Here is a 15,070-nt window from a genome sequence, read left to right as displayed (position 1 = left end):
TTCTCAAGGGCGAGGAGAACCAGCAATGTCCACCACTGAGCAGCGGGTCGCCGTGGTCACGGGCGCGGCGCGCGGCATCGGAGCCGCCACCGCCGTACGACTGGCCGCGGAGGGCCGCGCGGTCGCGGTCGTCGACCTCGACGAGGCCGCCTGCAAGGACACCGTGGAGAAGATCACCGCGGCCGGCGGCCGGGCGATCGCGGTCGGCGCGGACGTCTCCGACGAGGCCCAGGTCGAGGCGGCGATCGCCCGCGTCGTCGCGGAGCTCGGCGCGCCGACGATCCTCGTCAACAACGCGGGCGTGCTCCGCGACAACCTGCTGTTCAAGATGAGCGCCTCGGACTGGGACACGGTCCTGAACGTGCACCTGCGCGGCTCGTTCCTGATGACCAAGGCCGTCCAGAAGCACATGGTCGACGCCGGCTTCGGCCGTGTCGTCAACCTGTCCTCCTCGTCGGCGCTCGGCAACCGCGGCCAGGCCAACTACTCCGCCGCCAAGGCCGGTCTGCAGGGCTTCACCAAGACCCTCGCCATCGAGCTCGGCAAGTTCGGCATCACCGCCAACGCCGTCGCCCCCGGCTTCATCGCCACCGACATGACCGCCGCGACCGCCGCCCGGGTCGGCATGGGCTTCGAGGAGTTCAAGGCCGCGGCCGCCACCCAGATCCCCGTCGCGCGCGTCGGCGAGCCCGACGACATCGCCAACGCGATCGCCTTCTTCACGGGCGAGGCCGCCGGCTTCGTCTCCGGCCAGGTGCTGTACGTGGCCGGCGGACCGCTCGACTAGGGAACCGGGAATCATGACTGTGGAACTCTCCGGCAAGGTCGCCCTGGTCACGGGCGCCAGCCGCGGCATCGGTTACGGCGTCGCCGAGGCCCTCGTCGCCCGTGGCGACCGGGTCTGCATCACCGGCCGCAACGAGGACGCCCTCAAGGAGGCCGTCGAACAGCTGGGCGCCGACCGGGTCATCGGCGTCGCCGGCAAGGCGCACGACCTGGCGCACCAGGCCGCCGCCGTCGAGCGCACCATGGAGGCCTTCGGCCGCGTCGACTTCCTGGTCAACAACGCCGGCACGAACCCGGTGTTCGGGCCGATCGCCGATCTCGACCTGGACGTGGCCCGCAAGGTCTTCGAGACCAACGTGGTCTCCGCGCTCGGCTTCGCGCAGAAGACCTGGCACGCCTGGCAGAAGGACAACGGCGGCGCGATCGTCAACATCGCCTCCGTCGCGGGGCTCTCGGCGTCGCCCTTCATCGGCGCGTACGGCATCAGCAAGGCCGCGATGATCAACCTGACCCAGCAGCTGGCGCACGAGTTCGCGCCGCGCGTGCGGGTCAACGCGATCGCCCCGGCCGTGGTGAAGACCAAGTTCGCCCAGGCGCTGTACGAGGGCCGCGAGGAGGAGGCGGCCGCCGCCTACCCGCTGGCCCGGCTCGGCGTGCCCTCCGACATCGGCGGCACCGCCGCGTTCCTCACCTCGGAGCAGTCGGACTGGATCACCGGCCAGACCCTCGTCGTCGACGGCGGCATCTTCCTGAACGCCGGCGTGGCGTAGGGCAGGCCCTGGCCCACTGTACGCGAGCACGGGCGCCGTTTCCCTGACGGAAACGGTGCCCGTGCCGTCGTAAATGACGACATGTGCGCATCGTGCACGGGGATGACAACGTCGTCATACCCAGAGTGATCAAGAACGCTCCACAGGCGCTGGTTCACGCCATCTTTCGCTGCGGTATGGTCTGCCAACCCTTGGCATGGCAGATCGAGGAGCGTGCGCGTGTTCAACCGGAACCGATCCTTGCAGCAGATGGCGGCGATCGTGTCCATATCCCTGGTGGCCGGGTGCAGCCTCCTGGGGCAGGAGAGCTCCGACGACGCCGGGCCGATCGTCGTGGGCACCACCAGCGCTCCCAGCACGCTGGACCCGGCCGCCGCCTGGGACGGCTCCTGGGAGCTGTTCCGCAACATCTACCAGACCCTGCTGAGCTACCCCAACGGTGCGACCGACCCCCAGCCGGACGCCGCCAAGTCCTGTGTGTTCACCGACAGTTCGAACCGCACCTACAAGTGCGAACTGCGCGACGGCCTGAAGTTCTCCAACGGGGACAAGCTGGACGCCAAGGCCGTGAAGTACTCGATCGACCGGATCAGGACGATCAACGCGATCACCGGTCCCAACGGATTGCTGGGCAGCCTCGCCGGCGTGGAGACCAACGGTGAGCACGAGGTGATCTTCCGGCTCAACAAGGCCGACGCCACCTTCCCCTTCGTCCTCGCCACCCCCGGCATGTCCCTGGTCGACCCCGACGACTACCCCGCGAGGTCCCTGCGCAAGGACGACAGCGTCGTCGGCTCCGGGCCGTACCGGCTGCACTCCTACGACGAGGGCAAGCAGGCCGTCCTCGTGCGCAACGACAACTACAAGGGCTTCGCCGACCGCAAGAACGACGCGGTGACCATCCGCTACTTCCAGGACTCCGGCGAGATGGTCAAGGCCCTGCGCGCCAAGGACATCGACATCACCTACCAGGGGCTCGCCGCCGACGACATCGTCGACCTGGAGGGCAAGGGCGCCGCCAACGATGGCCTGCAGCTCATCGAGGCCGCCGGCAGCAACATCAACTACCTGGTGTTCAACCCCAAGGACCCCGTGTCGAACAAGCTCGCCGTGCGCCGGGCCGTCGCCCAGGTCGTCGACCGCGCCGCGATCGCCCACAAGATCTACAAGGACACCGTCGACCCGCTGTACTCCATGGTCCCGTCCGGCCTGACCGGCCACACCACCGCGTTCTTCGACGTCTTCGGCGACCCGGACACCAAGAAGGCCCGCAAGATCCTCAGCGACGCCGACATCAACACGCCCGTCCCGCTGACCCTCTGGTACACCACCGACCGCTACGGCTCCGACACCGGCCTGGAGTTCAAGGAGCTCAAGAGCCAGCTGGACGCCTCGGGCCTGTTCTCCGTCACCCTCAAGAGCCGCCCCTGGAACGCCTACGTCAAGGGCTACCAGAACGGCGAGTACCCGGTGTTCGGGCGCGGCTGGGCCCCCGACTTCCCGGACGCCGACAACTTCATCGCCCCCTTCGTCGGCGAGCAGAACGCCCTCGGCACGCCGTACCCGGACCAGCGGATCACCCAGGTGCTGCTGCCGCACTCCCGTCAGCAGAGCGACCGCGCCAACGTGACCAAGGACTTCGAGGAGGCCCAGCAGATCCTCGTCGACGACGCCCGGCTGCTGCCGCTGTGGCAGGGCAAGCAGTACATCGCCTCCTCCGAGGACGTCTCGGGCGGGGAACGCTCCCTGGACCCGTCGACGATCATGATGGTGTGGGAGCTGTCCCGCAAAACCAGCTGGTGAGCGGCCGGCCGCGTCGATTGTCAGTGGTCGCCTGTAGGTTCTGTCATCTGAAGCGACCGCACACCGAAGGACGTTGACGTGACCGACATCGCCATGCTGCCCGAGTCCTGGCGCGGGGTTCTGGGCGACGAACTGCAGCAGCCCTACTTCAAGGAGCTGACGGAGTTCGTCGAGGAGGAGCGGGCGAAGGGCCCCGTCTACCCTCCGCGCGAGGAGGTGTTCGCCGCACTCGACGCGACGCCGTACGAGCGGGTGAAGGTGCTCGTCCTCGGCCAGGACCCGTACCACGGCGAGGGCCAGGGGCACGGCCTGTGCTTCTCGGTGCGGCCCGGGGTGAAGATCCCGCCGTCCCTGCGCAACATCTACAAGGAGATGCACGCGGAGCTGGGCACGCCCATCCCGGACAACGGCTACCTGATGCCGTGGGCGCAGCAGGGCGTCCTGCTGCTCAACGCGGTCCTCACGGTCCGCTCCGGGGAGGCGAACTCGCACAAGGGCAAGGGCTGGGAGAAGTTCACGGACGCGGTGATCCGCGCCGTGGCCGACCGGCCCGACCCGGCCGTGTTCGTGCTGTGGGGCAACTACGCGCAGAAGAAGCTCCCGCTCATCGACGAGAGCAGGCACATCGTGGTCAAGGGCGCGCACCCCTCCCCGCTGTCGGCGAAGAAGTTCTTCGGCTCCCGCCCGTTCACGCAGATCGACGCGGCCGTCGCGCAGCAGGGTCACGAGCCGATCGACTGGACGATCCCGAACCTGATCTGAGAGCGCTGCCGCCGGGCCGGTCCCTCCGCGGGCCGGTCCGGTGCCGCCTGACCGGGATTGCCGGCGGCTGCCGTTAGCGTCGTCCCGAGGACGCGGCGTCGTCCCGGGACGTAAGGAGGATGCGGTGGCGGAGCGACAGGGGCGGACGACACCGGACGCCCTGCTGACGCGCATCGGGCAGGTCGTGATGCTGCACCACGGGGGAGACCGCGAGGAGGCCCGGCACCGCCTCCTCGACCTGTGGAGGGAGCTGGGCGAGGACGGCGACCCGCTGCACCGCTGCACCCTCGCCCACTACCTGGCCGACACCCACGACGACCCCTCGGACGAGCTGGCCTGGGACCTGCGGGCGCTGACGGCGGCGGAGGAGGAACACGAGGGGTCGGTCGAGGCCCGGGCGCTCTATCCGTCGCTGCACCTCAACCTGGCCGCGGACTATGTGAAACTCGGCCGCGCCGAGGCCGCCCGCACCCATGTGCGCCGGGCCCGCACGGCGGCCGTGGCCCTGCGCGACGACAGCTACGGCGACGGCGTACGGGCGGCGATCAGCAGGCTGGAGCTACAGCTGGGGGAGGGGCCTCACCGCCCGTAGGTCTGTCCGCAGATCACCGCTTCCGGGCTGTCCCGCTGCCAGCCGCCGTACTTCCTGCCGAGCGCACACACATCGGTGTTCCCGCGCGCCTCCGCCCCGTCCGGGATCTCCACGCGCGGCCGTGCGCCCCGCCGGGGCTCGGTGGGGGCCGGCCGGGGGTGGTGCGGACGGGAACGGGACGAGGGTTCCTGCGCGGTCGCCGGCTGCCGACGCTGCGCCGGCACCGTGGGCCGCGGTTTCGGGGACGGCCCGACCAGCGCCAGCGCCTCCCGGGCCGGAGCCTGCACGACCTGCGTCCTGGGCCGCCCCTCCGGCCGCGGCACGGACGGCGGGGAGGGCGGGGACGCCGCCACGGCCGGTCCGGGCGCGGGCGGGCGCTGGAGCGTCACGCACCCGGCGAGGGCCGAGAAGGCCATGGTGACCAGGAGCGTCGCGGTGGCCGTCGTCGTTCGATGCACCCGCGCCACTTTGGCGGTCACGGCCGCCCGAGCGACGGCGGACGAGGGGAGCTTGCCCCGCACGGGTGATCTCCTACCCCGTACGAGGGTGCGGGGAAGGCCGGGTTGACGTGCGGGTCCTAGTCGCCGGTCGCGCCGTCGACGCGCTCGCGGATCAGGTCGGCGTGGCCGTTGTGCCGGGCGTACTCCTCGATCATGTGGGTGTAGATCCAGCGCAGGCTGAACGGCTCGTCGGTGAACCTGCTCCGGCCGCGCGAGAGTTCGTCCAGGGCGAAGCCGGCCGCGTGCCGCCGGGCGACCTCGATCTCGGCCTGCCAGGTGGCGTGGGCCTGCGCCCAGGTGTCCTGCTCGGTGAGGTGGAACTCGCCGTCCGGGTCCTCGTCGCTGTAGTAGATCGGCGCCGCGCCGTCCCCGACCAGCACCCTGCGGAACCAACTGCGCTCCACCTCCGCCATGTGCCGCACCAGGCCCATCAGGGACAGCTTGGACGGCGGCACCGAGGCGGTGCGCAACTGGACGTCGGTGAGGCCCTCGCACTTCCCTGCCAAGGTCTGCCGGTGGTAGTCCAGCCACCCCTCCAACATGGTGCGTTCGTCGGCGTTCTGGGCGGGCTCGGTGCGCTGCGTCGTCATCCCCGCATGGTCACCCCGGCCGACCCGCCGCCACCAGCGATTTTCCGCTGCCGGGCCTGCCGAGGTGACGAGGAGGGGCCGTATGCTGCCGTGCAGGTACGCACAGGCACGCGCAGGTGAGTCGGGCAGTGGCAGGCGGGCAGGCCGCGACCTGCGGGGCAGGCAGTGAGGGAGCGCTCGTGAAGGTCGGCTGCATCGGGCTCGGTGACATCGCGCAGAAGGCGTATCTGCCGGTGCTCGGCGCACTGCCCGGGATCGAGCTCCACCTGCAGACCCGCACCCCGGCCACCCTCGACCGGGTCGCCGACACCCTGCGCCTGTCCCGTGAGCAGCGCCACCGCGACCTCGACGCGCTCCTCGCCGTCGGACTGGACGCGGCATTCGTGCACGCGCCCACCGCCGCCCACCCCGGGATCGTCACCCGGCTGCTGGAGGCGGGCGTCCCCACGTACGTCGACAAGCCCCTCGCCTACGAACTCGCCGACTCCGAGCGGCTCGTGAGGCTCGCGGAAGCGCGGAACACTTCCCTCGCCGTCGGCTTCAACCGGCGGCTCGCGCCCGGCTACGCGCAGTGCGCCGACCATCCGCGCGAGCTGATCCTCCTGCAGAAGAACCGGATCGGGCTGCCCGAGGAACCCCGCACGATGATCCTCGACGACTTCATCCACGTCGTCGACACCCTGCGCTTCCTCGTGCCCGGCCCGGTCGACGACGTGACCGTGCGGGCCCGCGTCGAGGACGGACTGCTGCACCACGTCGTCCTCCAGCTCGCCGGAGACGGCTTCACCGCGCTCGGCGTGATGAACCGGCTCAGCGGTTCGAACGAGGAGATCCTGGAGGTGTCCGGGCAGGACACCAAGCGCCAGGTCGTCAACCTCGCCGAAGTGATCGACCACAAGGGGCAGCCGACCGTGCGGCGGCGTGGCGACTGGGTGCCGGTGGCCCGCCAGCGCGGCATCGAGCAGGCGGTCCTCGCCTTCCTGGACGCCGTACGTGCGGGAAAGGTGCTCAGCGCCCGGGACGCGCTGGCGACTCACGAACTGTGCGAGCGGGTGGTCCGAGCGGTGCAGGACCGCTCCGCCGCAGCCTGACCGCCCGCGCCCCCTGCGTGACCCCGAGGGCCGCGAGCACCAACAGGGCCAGGTGGACCGGCCAGTCGCCATAGCGGACGTACGGGGTGACGCCGTCGGCGAGCGGGACGTCGTAGACGGCCGTCGTGCTCGCCTCCGTGCCCAGCCACGAGCCGAGACGCCGGCCGCTCGCGTCGTACACGGCGGAGACGCCGGTGAGGGTGGCGTGCACGAACGGCCGCCCGGTCTCCGCGGCGCGCAGCGCGCCCAGCGAGGCGTGCTGCTCGGGTGCCCAGCTCTGCTGGAAGGTGGAGGTCGAGGACTGGGCGACCAGCAGGTCCACGCCGTCCTCGGCGAGGTGCCGACTCATGTCGGGGAAGGCCGTCTCGAAGCACACCATCGGCCCGATGCGCAGGCCGGGCCCGGCGTTCATCACGACCTGCTCGGTGCCGCGCCGCCGGTCCTCGCCGGCCGCCTTGCCGACGGAGGTCGCCCAGCCGAGCAGGGAACGGGCCGGTATGTACTCGCCGAAGGGCACCAGCCGCATTTTGTCGTACCGGTCGCCGGTCGGGCCGTCCGCGCCGACGAGGATCGAGCTCTTGTAGATGCCGGGCCGGTCGGAGCGGCGGGCGTCGACGTTGACGAGGATGTCGGCGCCGGTCGACCGGGACAACGCCGCGATCCGCCTGGCCAGATCCGGCCGCTCGGCGAGGTCGTATCCGACGCTGCTCTCGCCCCAGACGACCAGATCGACGTCCTGCCCGACCAGCCGACGGGTCAACTGCTCCTCGCGGTCGAAGCGCCGGTCGGGTCCGTCGATCACACCCGGCTGCACCACCGCGATCCGGGCCCGCCCGTCGACGTCGGGGCGCGGCGCCCACATCCAGGCGGCGGAGGCCGTGGCGGCGGTGGCGACGAGACCGGCGACGGCCGGCACCCGGGACGCCGGAACGGCGACGAGGACGGCGACCGCGACGTTCACCGCCACCACCAGGAAGCTGAGCAGCCACACCCCGCCGACGGAGGCGAGCCGCAACGCGGGCTCCACCTGCCACTGGCTGGCCCCGAGCATGCCCCAGGGCCCGCCGAGCCCCTGCCAGGAACGGACGAGTTCCACGGCCAGCCACGCCGAGGGCAGTACGAGAAGCGCGGCGAACAGCCGCCCGCGGGACGGGGCGGTGTTCTCGGCGCCTCGGCTGCCCTCGGCGAGGAATCGGCGGACCAACCACGCCCACGGCGCCCACAGCGCACCCAGCAGCACGGCGAGGACGAGCGTGAACACATGCAGGCTCGGCAGCAGCCAGTGATGCATGGCCAGCATGAAGCCGAACCCGCCGCTCCAGCCGTCGTACGCCGCCCGCCTCGCCGTGGGCGCGCAGCGGGCCAGCAGGATCCAGGGGACCAGCGCGACATAGGCCCACCACCACAGCGCCGGCGCCGGGAACGCGAGCACGGGCAGCGCGCCCGCGAGAGCCGCGACGGCCGAACGCCGCTTGGGGGAGGTGAGCCAGTGGCCGAGCGTCATCCGGCTCTCCCGGATCTCCATGAGGCGCCTCCCTGCCCACTGGGTGCCTCCAGTGTGCGCGCCCCGGACGATCTACGACAGGGCGCGTTTCGGCTCAGCCCGGCAGCCGCCGCCACTTCTCCCGTACGACCACCTCACGCACCCGCCAGCCGTCGTACGTCCGCAGCAGCCCGAAGGCGTACCGGCCGCCGCAGACGAAGTCGGGCGCGCCGGCCGTGGAGCCGTCGCCGTCACCGTCCGTGGCCAACCGCATCGGGTTGACGTAGTCGGCCTGCACCCGGGCCGTGTCGCCCGTGTCCTGCTCCAGGATCCCGAACCGCACCCGGCGATTGACGATGAGATGCTGCCGCATCGCGAACACCTGCATGCTCTCGGCCAGCCATGAGGCGACGTTCCCCGCATCTCCCTCGATGCCGCCGGCCGAACGGTAGTCCGCTCGCCCGTCCGACGTGAACAGTTCCCGATAGGCGGTCCAGTCGCCGTCGTCGACCGCCACCGCGTAGTCGGTGATCAACCCGTCGACGGCCAGCCGGTCCAGCACGGTAGCGAGCTCCACACGCTGCGTCATGGCCCGAGTGTTGGGCATGGCGGCTGCTCAGCCAAGCTCTGTGCGGCATCGGTCGGCGATCGATACGTAATCGGGTGGCCCGACACCGGACGATCGGCCAGGCTGCTCCCGTGAACGACCTGAACGACCTGAACGACCTGAACGACCTGAACGACCGACCCGTCGAGCCGGAACCCGAACCGAGGTTCCGTATCCGTGCCCGCTACACCGAGTCCACGCTCACCGTCTACCAGGCGTACCGCCCGGAGATCGGCGACGCGGCGGCCCGCACCGGCCGCTTCCCGTCGACGTGGAGCCGGGAGCGCATGACCTGGATCGTCAAGCGACGTTCACAGACCTATGTCGCCATGTGACCCGTGGGTGGTGCCGGCGGTTGTGCCCGGATTGTCGGGTCAGGGACACAGGTGAGCCAGGAGTTCTGCACCGGCGGGGTATTTCTGCTCCTGGGGGAGCAGTCGGGCAGCTGAGTCCAGTTCGCCGTCCCTGACGAGTGCGTGGATCTCGATGGCGAGCGGGGTCACGTCACTGATGGACACGATCCACTCGTCCGAGTAACGCGCGGATGCCTCTCCCGAGAGCCCCAGTTGCAGCGAGCGGTGCGGCAGGGGACGCAGGTGCAGATCGCGTTCGGGATCCCACTGGACGCGGGCCGGTGCGCGCTTGAGATCACGCTGCCAGGTGCCGCGATCGGGGTGCAGTCCGCGGACGTAACTCGACAGGCAGGCATGGCGCAGCGCCCAGTCGAAGCCGTCGCGAGTGATCTCGACGGCGAGAACAGTCTCCTGACCGTCCTTTGTGCCCCAGCCGGAGCGGTACATCATCCACATGAAACTGGGCTTGATCCACGTCATGCGGTCAGGCTTCCACGCGGCCGGAAAGCGGCCGTCTCGGACGGCAAGCAGTCCGATCTCAGGGGAGTACGCCTGGTAGACGGTGATCGTGGACGCCGTGTGGAGCGCACGGATTCTGCGGAGCGGTTCTTCCATGGCGAACAGCGTGGGCTCGGTCAGCTCAGGTAACCACCGATTTTTTGTCCTGGGTGGCAGTGCCCAGACGATCGGCGTCCGCAGCGTCGATTCATAGGGTGGACCCGTCTCGGAGCTGTGAACACCACTTAACCTGAACCATCGAGCAGCGTTCCCAGACCACTGCGCGTCGGCCGGAGAGACGGGAGTCACTGCGGTTCTCAGAGGCCGGCTGGGTGGCTTGAAAGCCAGTCTGTGTGTCGGTCACGCACACGGTCACGCTCTGCGGGCGTGGCAAGGATGACGTCTGCGCCCCCGTCGTAGGGATGGTGGATGCGTCGCAGTTCCGTGTCGGCGATGAAGACTTCGGCGAGCTTTTCGTCCGCGACTGCTCGCAACAGCCCGTCGATGCAGCCGTGATTCCACCGGTGCCGGTCCGCGTACAGACGCGAGTGGGTGTGGAACTCCGGGTCGGGGTCATCCTGGTCTGACTCGGTCCACCAGCGGATGCTCTCGGGGTGCAGTGTCGGTCGTGGCGTCGAGTAGCCCGCGGGCCCGGTCGGTGTGTCCGACCAGTCCATTGTCACCACGAACACATCCGTGTCCGCGAACATCATCAAGCCGCGTTCACAGACCACAACCGTCCTGCTGGCTGCATCTGGATGCCAGCTGAGCTACTCCACGTCGATGCCGTAGTCCTGGACGAGTTCTTCCAAGCCGCCCGTGTAGCCCTTGCCGCCGAGGACGAAATCCCAGTCGCCGTTGGACCTGAGACGGAAGGAGCCAAGCACCAAGGCGGTCTCGTGCGGCCGGCCGTCGGAAACCTCAAGGCGTCCCAGCTCGGTCATCCTTGGATCGAGCAGCCGGATGCAGGCATCTGTGAAGCCGGAGAGATCGGCGTTCGGGTTGACCTCTGGGTCGATGGCCGCCACGAGAACAAACCGGTCAGCTGCGTCTGGCAACCCGTCGAAGGACACGCAGATCGCAGCCTTGTCCGGCCCCGTTGCTGGAAGGGCCCGCACTGAGCCGTCCGGCGTCTGAGGGTTGTTGAAGAAGACGAAGTGATCGTCGCTGAGGACGCGGTTGCCATTGCAGACGAGAGCGCACACGTCCAAGGCGACGCTTCCGGTCCAGGACATACCCAGGACGTTGTAATCGTCTGGCAGCCGCGTGTCCGGCCCTGAGGGCGTCGGTGGGGCTGAGGCTTGCCGACCGCCCTCGCCCAGTCGCCCACGCAGCCCATGGCGATGCAGAAGATCTACCAGTTCAGGGCCCGAGATAAGTTCCAGCGGCTTGCCATTGGCGAAGGTGTGCGAGCCGGGGCCGAACCCTGAGGTTGTCACGAGGACACCCTTGTTGGCGCCGGCGTCCTGCACCGTTCCGTACAAGTCACGGACAGCGGTGGGCGGCACCGTATTGCGGTAGCGCTTGACCTGTACGACGATCTTGCCGCCTCGGATCGGTGTCGGGTCCAGTGCGTCGACGTCCACGCCGCCGTCGTTGGAGCGTTGGGTGGTCACTGCCTGCATGCCCATGGCACGGAAGAGATCGGCAACGAGATTCTCGAAGGCGATGGGATCCATGTCGTACAGGTCCGGTTCCTCATCGCTGCCATGAGCGACGACGCGGTTCCCGACGTCCTGGGGCTGCCGACTCGGCCGCACTGATGTGAGTTGGTCCGGCCGAGTGGAGAGCTGCCCTCGCAGTGCATCAGCGAGGCAACTGCCTGCGTCAACCTGCGCCAGGTGCAGGTCACGGAACGCCGAGTGCGATGCCATGACAGTTGCGAGAAAGATGTGGCCCGGTCGGCCTGTTATGGGGTCGTGACCGTCGACGAACCCGTTCAAGGCCACCGACTCCAGCGCACCCAGCTCATCTGCGGCGAACAGTTCGTGCAGAACAAGCAGCACGCACTGCGCGAGAACCTCCGTGTACAGAGCCCGGCGCTGGCCTACAGGGCGAGGAGTCTCCTTGTCCTGATCGACCCCGGACATATACCGAACAGCCTTGACCTCCGGCACGATGCTGTAAGCGGGCAACTCCCAATCCAGTACCAGCTGTCGGGCTGCCGGGTCGTAGGCTGCGGCAACCTGACGGGGGAAACCCTCCGGCCACGCCGTCGAGGCGTAAAGGGCGGCAGAGAAGTACTCGACCACGGCATCGGGATCCCGGTGCCTCACTCCTTCGGTTACCGCGACGACGCCGGCGTTGTGGCGCCGTACATCAGCAAGCTGAGCATCTGCCCACTGTTGGTACTCACGCTGGTACGACGCCAGCTGTTGCTGTCGATGAGCCTCTGCGGCCTGGGCAGTCTGCCGGTCCCGCTCGTAGCGCGCCTGGGCTTCGGCCTGCGCTTGGGCTCGGCGACTCGCAGTCCAACCGCTCTGCGTTTGGTAGTGATTGAAATCCGGCATTGGCACGGGCTGCGCCAACGGTCCTGGAGCGAAGGGCTGCACCTCCTCAGGCCGCATGAGAGAGGAGGCTCTGAAAGCCGGAGCCTGGCAACCCGAGGCGAGAAGACCTTGCAGCGACGCAACCTGCGCGTCGAGTTCCTCCGTGCGACGTTGCGCCTCTGCCTGCCTGTACTCGCGGTGGCTCTGAGCGGCTCGCCGCTGGTAGGCACGTGCTTGCTGTTCTTGTTGCCTCCGCTGCCTGGCTTCGGCCTCCAGCTGGCGCTGTTGCTGGCGTTGCACTTCAGCCCAGACGCCGACAAAACCAGTAGAGCGACGACTCATGTGCTCCAGGCCCTCCCCAGGACGTTGGCAGCCGAAAGGCACTTTGGTTGTCCCCACAACCAGTTGTGACGAGACGACTCTATACAGCAATCGATGTGTCGGACATCCACTCGTCAAAGGCAATCTGATCGAGCCATCCCCGCAGGTCACCGTGACTCGAGGGTAGCCAAGGCTGCGCTGGGTCCGCAGTGCCCGAACCTACGCTTTTCTCAACGTTGACCCCGCCGGGTGCCCCAGTCGCAGAAAGGTCTGTGAACGTGGCTTGACCTGGATCAAGCCCAGTTTCCTGTGGATGATGTACCGCTGCGGCTGGGGCGCGAAGGAGAGGCAGGAGACCGTCCTGGCCGTGAAGATCAGTCGGGAGGGGTTCGAGTGGGCGCTGCGCAACGCGTGTCTCTCGCACCACGTCCCGGACCTGCACGGGGAACAGGCCGACTGGAAGCGGCAGTTGAAGCGATCTCCCGCGCGGGTGCAGTGGGACCCGGAACGGGACCTGCGCCTGCAGCCCCTGCCACCGTTCCCTGCAACTCGGCCTCTCCGGTGAGGCCGCCCGGCGCTACGCGGACGAGTGGACGGTCGCCGTCCGCGACGTCACCCCGCTCGCCCATGAGATCCACGCCCTCGTCAGCAGCGGTGACCTGGACTCCGCCGCGCGACTGCTGCCTCCGGAACGCCCGTACCCCCGCTGGAGAGGAACTCCTTGCCCACCTACGCGGATGACGGGACGCCGGCTCATCTGACGGCCGCCTGCGCGGACCGCGGCATCAAATCGTGTTTCCTGCTCGGCCGTCGAGGGTTAGTGTTCGGGTTCGGCGAGTCACCCATGAGGAGCTGAGAGATGCTCGGTCGTCCGAGCGCGCGTTGACGTTCTGGGCCGTGATCGGTCTGTCATCGCGTGCTGCCCTTGATGTTGCGGCATAGCGAGCCTTCCCCTGCCTGAACCGTCGGTGCACCTGTTGGGCGCCGGGGGCCGGGCCTCGTTGTCGGCAATCAAGGGATCCTCGTGCCGTCCGCATCCTCTGCGTCCTCCGCATCCTCTGCGTCCTCTGCGTCCTCTGCGTCCTCCGCATCGTCCGCGTCCTCCGCCGTATCCGATTCCGGTCGATCTGTTCCGTCGAGCCTGTGGCGGGACGCCGAGTTCCGCAGGCTCTGGATGGGGCAGACGGCTTCCCAACTCGGTGAGCACGCGAGTCTGGTGGTTCTGCCCCTCTTCGCCGTGCTGACGCTCAGCGCCAGTGCAGGCCAGCTGGGCGTTCTGCGCGCGGTGGGCCAGACGCCGATCCTGTTGCTCGCGCTTTTCGTCGGCGCGTGGGTGGACAACTGGCGGACCCGCACGGTGATGGTGCTGACGGACGCCGGCCGAACCCTGGCACTGGGCGCCGCCGCCTTGGCCGGTCTCCTCGGTTGGCTCGGCCTGTCCGCGCTGTTCGTGATCGCCTTCGCCGTCGGGGTCCTGTCCGTGTTCTTCGACGTTGCCTACCAGGCCTCTCTCGTACGGCTGGTGAGACGTGATCAGCTGGTGCGGGGCAACAGCGCGCTCGAAGGCAGCCGGTCCGCGGCGCAGATCGGAGGCCCCGCCCTCGGCGGTGCGTTGGTGTCGTTTCTGTCGGCGCCGATCGCTGCCGCCGCCAGCGCGTTCTTCTTCGCCCTGTCCTTCCTGTCGATCCGACGGATCCGCCGCCGCGAGTCGGTCCCGGAGCACTCGGAACGTTCCCCTCGCATAGGGCGGCGAATTCACGAGGGCCTCCGTTTCGTCGTCGGCGATGCCTTGCTGCGGACCGTGTGCCTCGCCTCGGCAGCCTTCCAGTTCTCCTTCGCCGCCCTGATGACCGTCTATCTGCTCTTCCTGCCGCGGGAACTGCATCTGTCGGGCACCGTCGTCGGGCTGTCGCTGGCGGCGACGGGGCCGGGCGCGCTCCTGGGCTCGCTGCTGGCCGCCCGCCTGCCGGGCCGATTCGGTCATGGCGCGGTGCTCGTGTCCGCGGCGGCGCTCGGCGACAGCGCATTCCTGTGGGCGCCCGCGCTGCACGGCTCCTCTGCGGTGGCGGTCGCCGTGCTCCTGGCGGTCGGCTTCACGTTCGGGGCGGGTGGCCAGTTGGTGAATGTCACGATCATGGCTGTCCGACAGGCGGTCACGCCGGACGGTATGCAGGCCCGTGCGGCAGCGACGATCACGTTTGTCGGCATGGGGCTGACCCCGCTCGGCTCTCTGCTCGGCGGATTCCTCGCGGAGGAGTGGGGGTTGCGCGCCAGCCTCCTGGTGACGGCCGCAGGCATGCTGCTGTCCCCGGTGCTGATGGCTGTATCCCCGCTCGCCCGCCTGGGCCGGGAGCTTCCAGAGCCCGCAGGGCGTGTCGCGGAATGCTTGCCGTCATCACAGTGACTCGTCAGGGTTTTCGAATTG

Annotated in this window: 15 protein-coding genes and 1 pseudogene; 9 read left to right on the top strand and 7 right to left on the bottom strand. The window is 69.1% G+C overall.

Annotated elements, in window-relative coordinates:
- Positions 1 to 25: 25 nt before the first annotated feature.
- From fabG to ACIBTS_RS37480, 5 genes are all read left to right on the top strand, one after another.
- Positions 26 to 787 (top strand): 3-oxoacyl-ACP reductase FabG, encoded by a 762-nt coding sequence (gene fabG, locus ACIBTS_RS37500; RefSeq protein WP_399325156.1) that lies wholly within the window; start codon positions 26 to 28, stop codon positions 785 to 787.
- A 13-nt stretch (positions 788 to 800) separates the two neighbouring features.
- A complete protein-coding gene (locus ACIBTS_RS37495) occupies positions 801 to 1,556 on the top strand; it encodes an SDR family oxidoreductase (protein ID WP_319672636.1) in 756 nt (251 codons plus the stop codon).
- 219 nt (positions 1,557 to 1,775) lie between these two features.
- On the top strand, positions 1,776 to 3,359 hold the full coding sequence (locus tag ACIBTS_RS37490) for an ABC transporter substrate-binding protein (RefSeq protein ID WP_399325155.1): 1,584 nt from the start codon (positions 1,776 to 1,778) through the stop codon (positions 3,357 to 3,359).
- 78 nt (positions 3,360 to 3,437) lie between these two features.
- On the top strand, positions 3,438 to 4,121 hold the full coding sequence (gene ung / locus ACIBTS_RS37485; RefSeq protein ID WP_399325154.1) for a uracil-DNA glycosylase: 684 nt from the start codon (positions 3,438 to 3,440) through the stop codon (positions 4,119 to 4,121).
- 124 nt (positions 4,122 to 4,245) lie between these two features.
- Entirely contained in the window at positions 4,246 to 4,713 is a 468-nt protein-coding gene (locus ACIBTS_RS37480) for a hypothetical protein (RefSeq protein ID WP_319672638.1), read from the top strand.
- Here ACIBTS_RS37480 and ACIBTS_RS37475 read toward each other — a convergent pair.
- A complete protein-coding gene (locus ACIBTS_RS37475) occupies positions 4,701 to 5,129 on the bottom strand; it encodes a hypothetical protein (protein ID WP_399325194.1) in 429 nt (142 codons plus the stop codon). The two genes, ACIBTS_RS37480 and ACIBTS_RS37475, sit on opposite strands and share 13 nt — an antisense overlap.
- A gap of 161 nt (positions 5,130 to 5,290) precedes the next feature.
- On the bottom strand, positions 5,291 to 5,803 hold the full coding sequence (locus ACIBTS_RS37470; protein ID WP_399325153.1) for a DinB family protein: 513 nt from the start codon (positions 5,801 to 5,803) through the stop codon (positions 5,291 to 5,293).
- A gap of 179 nt (positions 5,804 to 5,982) precedes the next feature.
- Between ACIBTS_RS37470 and ACIBTS_RS37465 the strand changes: the two genes are divergently transcribed.
- Positions 5,983 to 6,894, top strand: coding sequence for a Gfo/Idh/MocA family protein (locus ACIBTS_RS37465; RefSeq protein ID WP_399325152.1), 912 nt, complete (start codon positions 5,983 to 5,985; stop codon positions 6,892 to 6,894).
- Here ACIBTS_RS37465 and lnt read toward each other — a convergent pair.
- Together lnt and ACIBTS_RS37455 are read right to left on the bottom strand one after the other, a co-directional pair.
- Complete coding sequence (lnt, locus tag ACIBTS_RS37460; protein WP_399325151.1) at positions 6,812 to 8,419, bottom strand: apolipoprotein N-acyltransferase; 1,608 nt, start codon at positions 8,417 to 8,419, stop codon at positions 6,812 to 6,814. The genes ACIBTS_RS37465 and lnt overlap by 83 nt on opposite strands.
- A 73-nt stretch (positions 8,420 to 8,492) precedes the next feature.
- Positions 8,493 to 8,966, bottom strand: coding sequence for a nuclear transport factor 2 family protein (locus ACIBTS_RS37455; RefSeq protein ID WP_399325150.1), 474 nt, complete (start codon positions 8,964 to 8,966; stop codon positions 8,493 to 8,495).
- Between the two features lie 110 nt (positions 8,967 to 9,076).
- Between ACIBTS_RS37455 and ACIBTS_RS37450 the strand changes: the two genes are divergently transcribed.
- Complete coding sequence (locus tag ACIBTS_RS37450) at positions 9,077 to 9,319, top strand: DUF4291 family protein (protein ID WP_399325149.1); 243 nt, start codon at positions 9,077 to 9,079, stop codon at positions 9,317 to 9,319.
- A gap of 39 nt (positions 9,320 to 9,358) precedes the next feature.
- Here the strand turns inward: ACIBTS_RS37450 and ACIBTS_RS37445 are convergent, their stop codons facing one another.
- The 3 genes from ACIBTS_RS37445 to ACIBTS_RS37435 all read right to left on the bottom strand — a co-directional run bounded on the left by ACIBTS_RS37445 (position 9,359) and on the right by ACIBTS_RS37435 (position 12,666).
- On the bottom strand, positions 9,359 to 9,952 hold the full coding sequence (locus ACIBTS_RS37445) for a DUF4291 domain-containing protein (protein WP_399325148.1): 594 nt from the start codon (positions 9,950 to 9,952) through the stop codon (positions 9,359 to 9,361).
- A gap of 200 nt (positions 9,953 to 10,152) precedes the next feature.
- Positions 10,153 to 10,548 carry a hypothetical protein gene (locus ACIBTS_RS37440; protein ID WP_399325147.1) on the bottom strand — a complete coding sequence of 132 codons (396 nt, stop codon included), beginning with the start codon at positions 10,546 to 10,548 and terminating at the stop codon, positions 10,153 to 10,155.
- Between the two features lie 57 nt (positions 10,549 to 10,605).
- Positions 10,606 to 12,666 (bottom strand): restriction endonuclease, encoded by a 2,061-nt coding sequence (locus tag ACIBTS_RS37435; protein WP_399325146.1) that lies wholly within the window; start codon positions 12,664 to 12,666, stop codon positions 10,606 to 10,608.
- Positions 12,667 to 12,838: 172 nt separating this feature from the next.
- Between ACIBTS_RS37435 and ACIBTS_RS37430 the strand changes: the two are divergent.
- Both ACIBTS_RS37430 and ACIBTS_RS37425 read left to right on the top strand, forming a co-directional pair.
- Positions 12,839 to 13,386 (top strand): annotated as a pseudogene (locus ACIBTS_RS37430) (DUF4291 domain-containing protein).
- A gap of 400 nt (positions 13,387 to 13,786) precedes the next feature.
- Positions 13,787 to 15,049 (top strand): MFS transporter, encoded by a 1,263-nt coding sequence (locus tag ACIBTS_RS37425; RefSeq protein WP_399325193.1) that lies wholly within the window; start codon positions 13,787 to 13,789, stop codon positions 15,047 to 15,049.
- The last annotated feature ends 21 nt before the right edge of the window (positions 15,050 to 15,070 follow it).

It is taken from the genome of Streptomyces sp. NPDC050121, assembly GCF_044460385.1.
Classification (GTDB): domain Bacteria; phylum Actinomycetota; class Actinomycetes; order Streptomycetales; family Streptomycetaceae; genus Streptomyces; species Streptomyces soliscabiei.
This window is presented reverse-complemented; position numbering and strand designations above follow the sequence as displayed.

Excerpts from the sequence above, each read along its gene's own strand:
- fabG (WP_399325156.1), top strand. The coding sequence starts at position 26 with ATGTCCACCACTGAGCAGCGGGTCGCCGTGGTCACGGGCGCGGCGCGC.
- ACIBTS_RS37495 (WP_319672636.1), top strand. The coding sequence starts at position 801 with ATGACTGTGGAACTCTCCGGCAAGGTCGCCCTGGTCACGGGCGCCAGC.
- ACIBTS_RS37475 (WP_399325194.1), bottom strand. The coding sequence starts at position 5,129 with ATGGCCTTCTCGGCCCTCGCCGGGTGCGTGACGCTCCAGCGCCCGCCC.
- ACIBTS_RS37470 (WP_399325153.1), bottom strand. The coding sequence starts at position 5,803 with ATGACGACGCAGCGCACCGAGCCCGCCCAGAACGCCGACGAACGCACC.
- lnt (WP_399325151.1), bottom strand. The coding sequence starts at position 8,419 with ATGGAGATCCGGGAGAGCCGGATGACGCTCGGCCACTGGCTCACCTCC.
- ACIBTS_RS37455 (WP_399325150.1), bottom strand. The coding sequence starts at position 8,966 with ATGACGCAGCGTGTGGAGCTCGCTACCGTGCTGGACCGGCTGGCCGTC.
- ACIBTS_RS37445 (WP_399325148.1), bottom strand. The coding sequence starts at position 9,952 with ATGGAAGAACCGCTCCGCAGAATCCGTGCGCTCCACACGGCGTCCACG.
- ACIBTS_RS37440 (WP_399325147.1), bottom strand. The coding sequence starts at position 10,548 with ATGATGTTCGCGGACACGGATGTGTTCGTGGTGACAATGGACTGGTCG.
- ACIBTS_RS37435 (WP_399325146.1), bottom strand. The coding sequence starts at position 12,666 with ATGAGTCGTCGCTCTACTGGTTTTGTCGGCGTCTGGGCTGAAGTGCAA.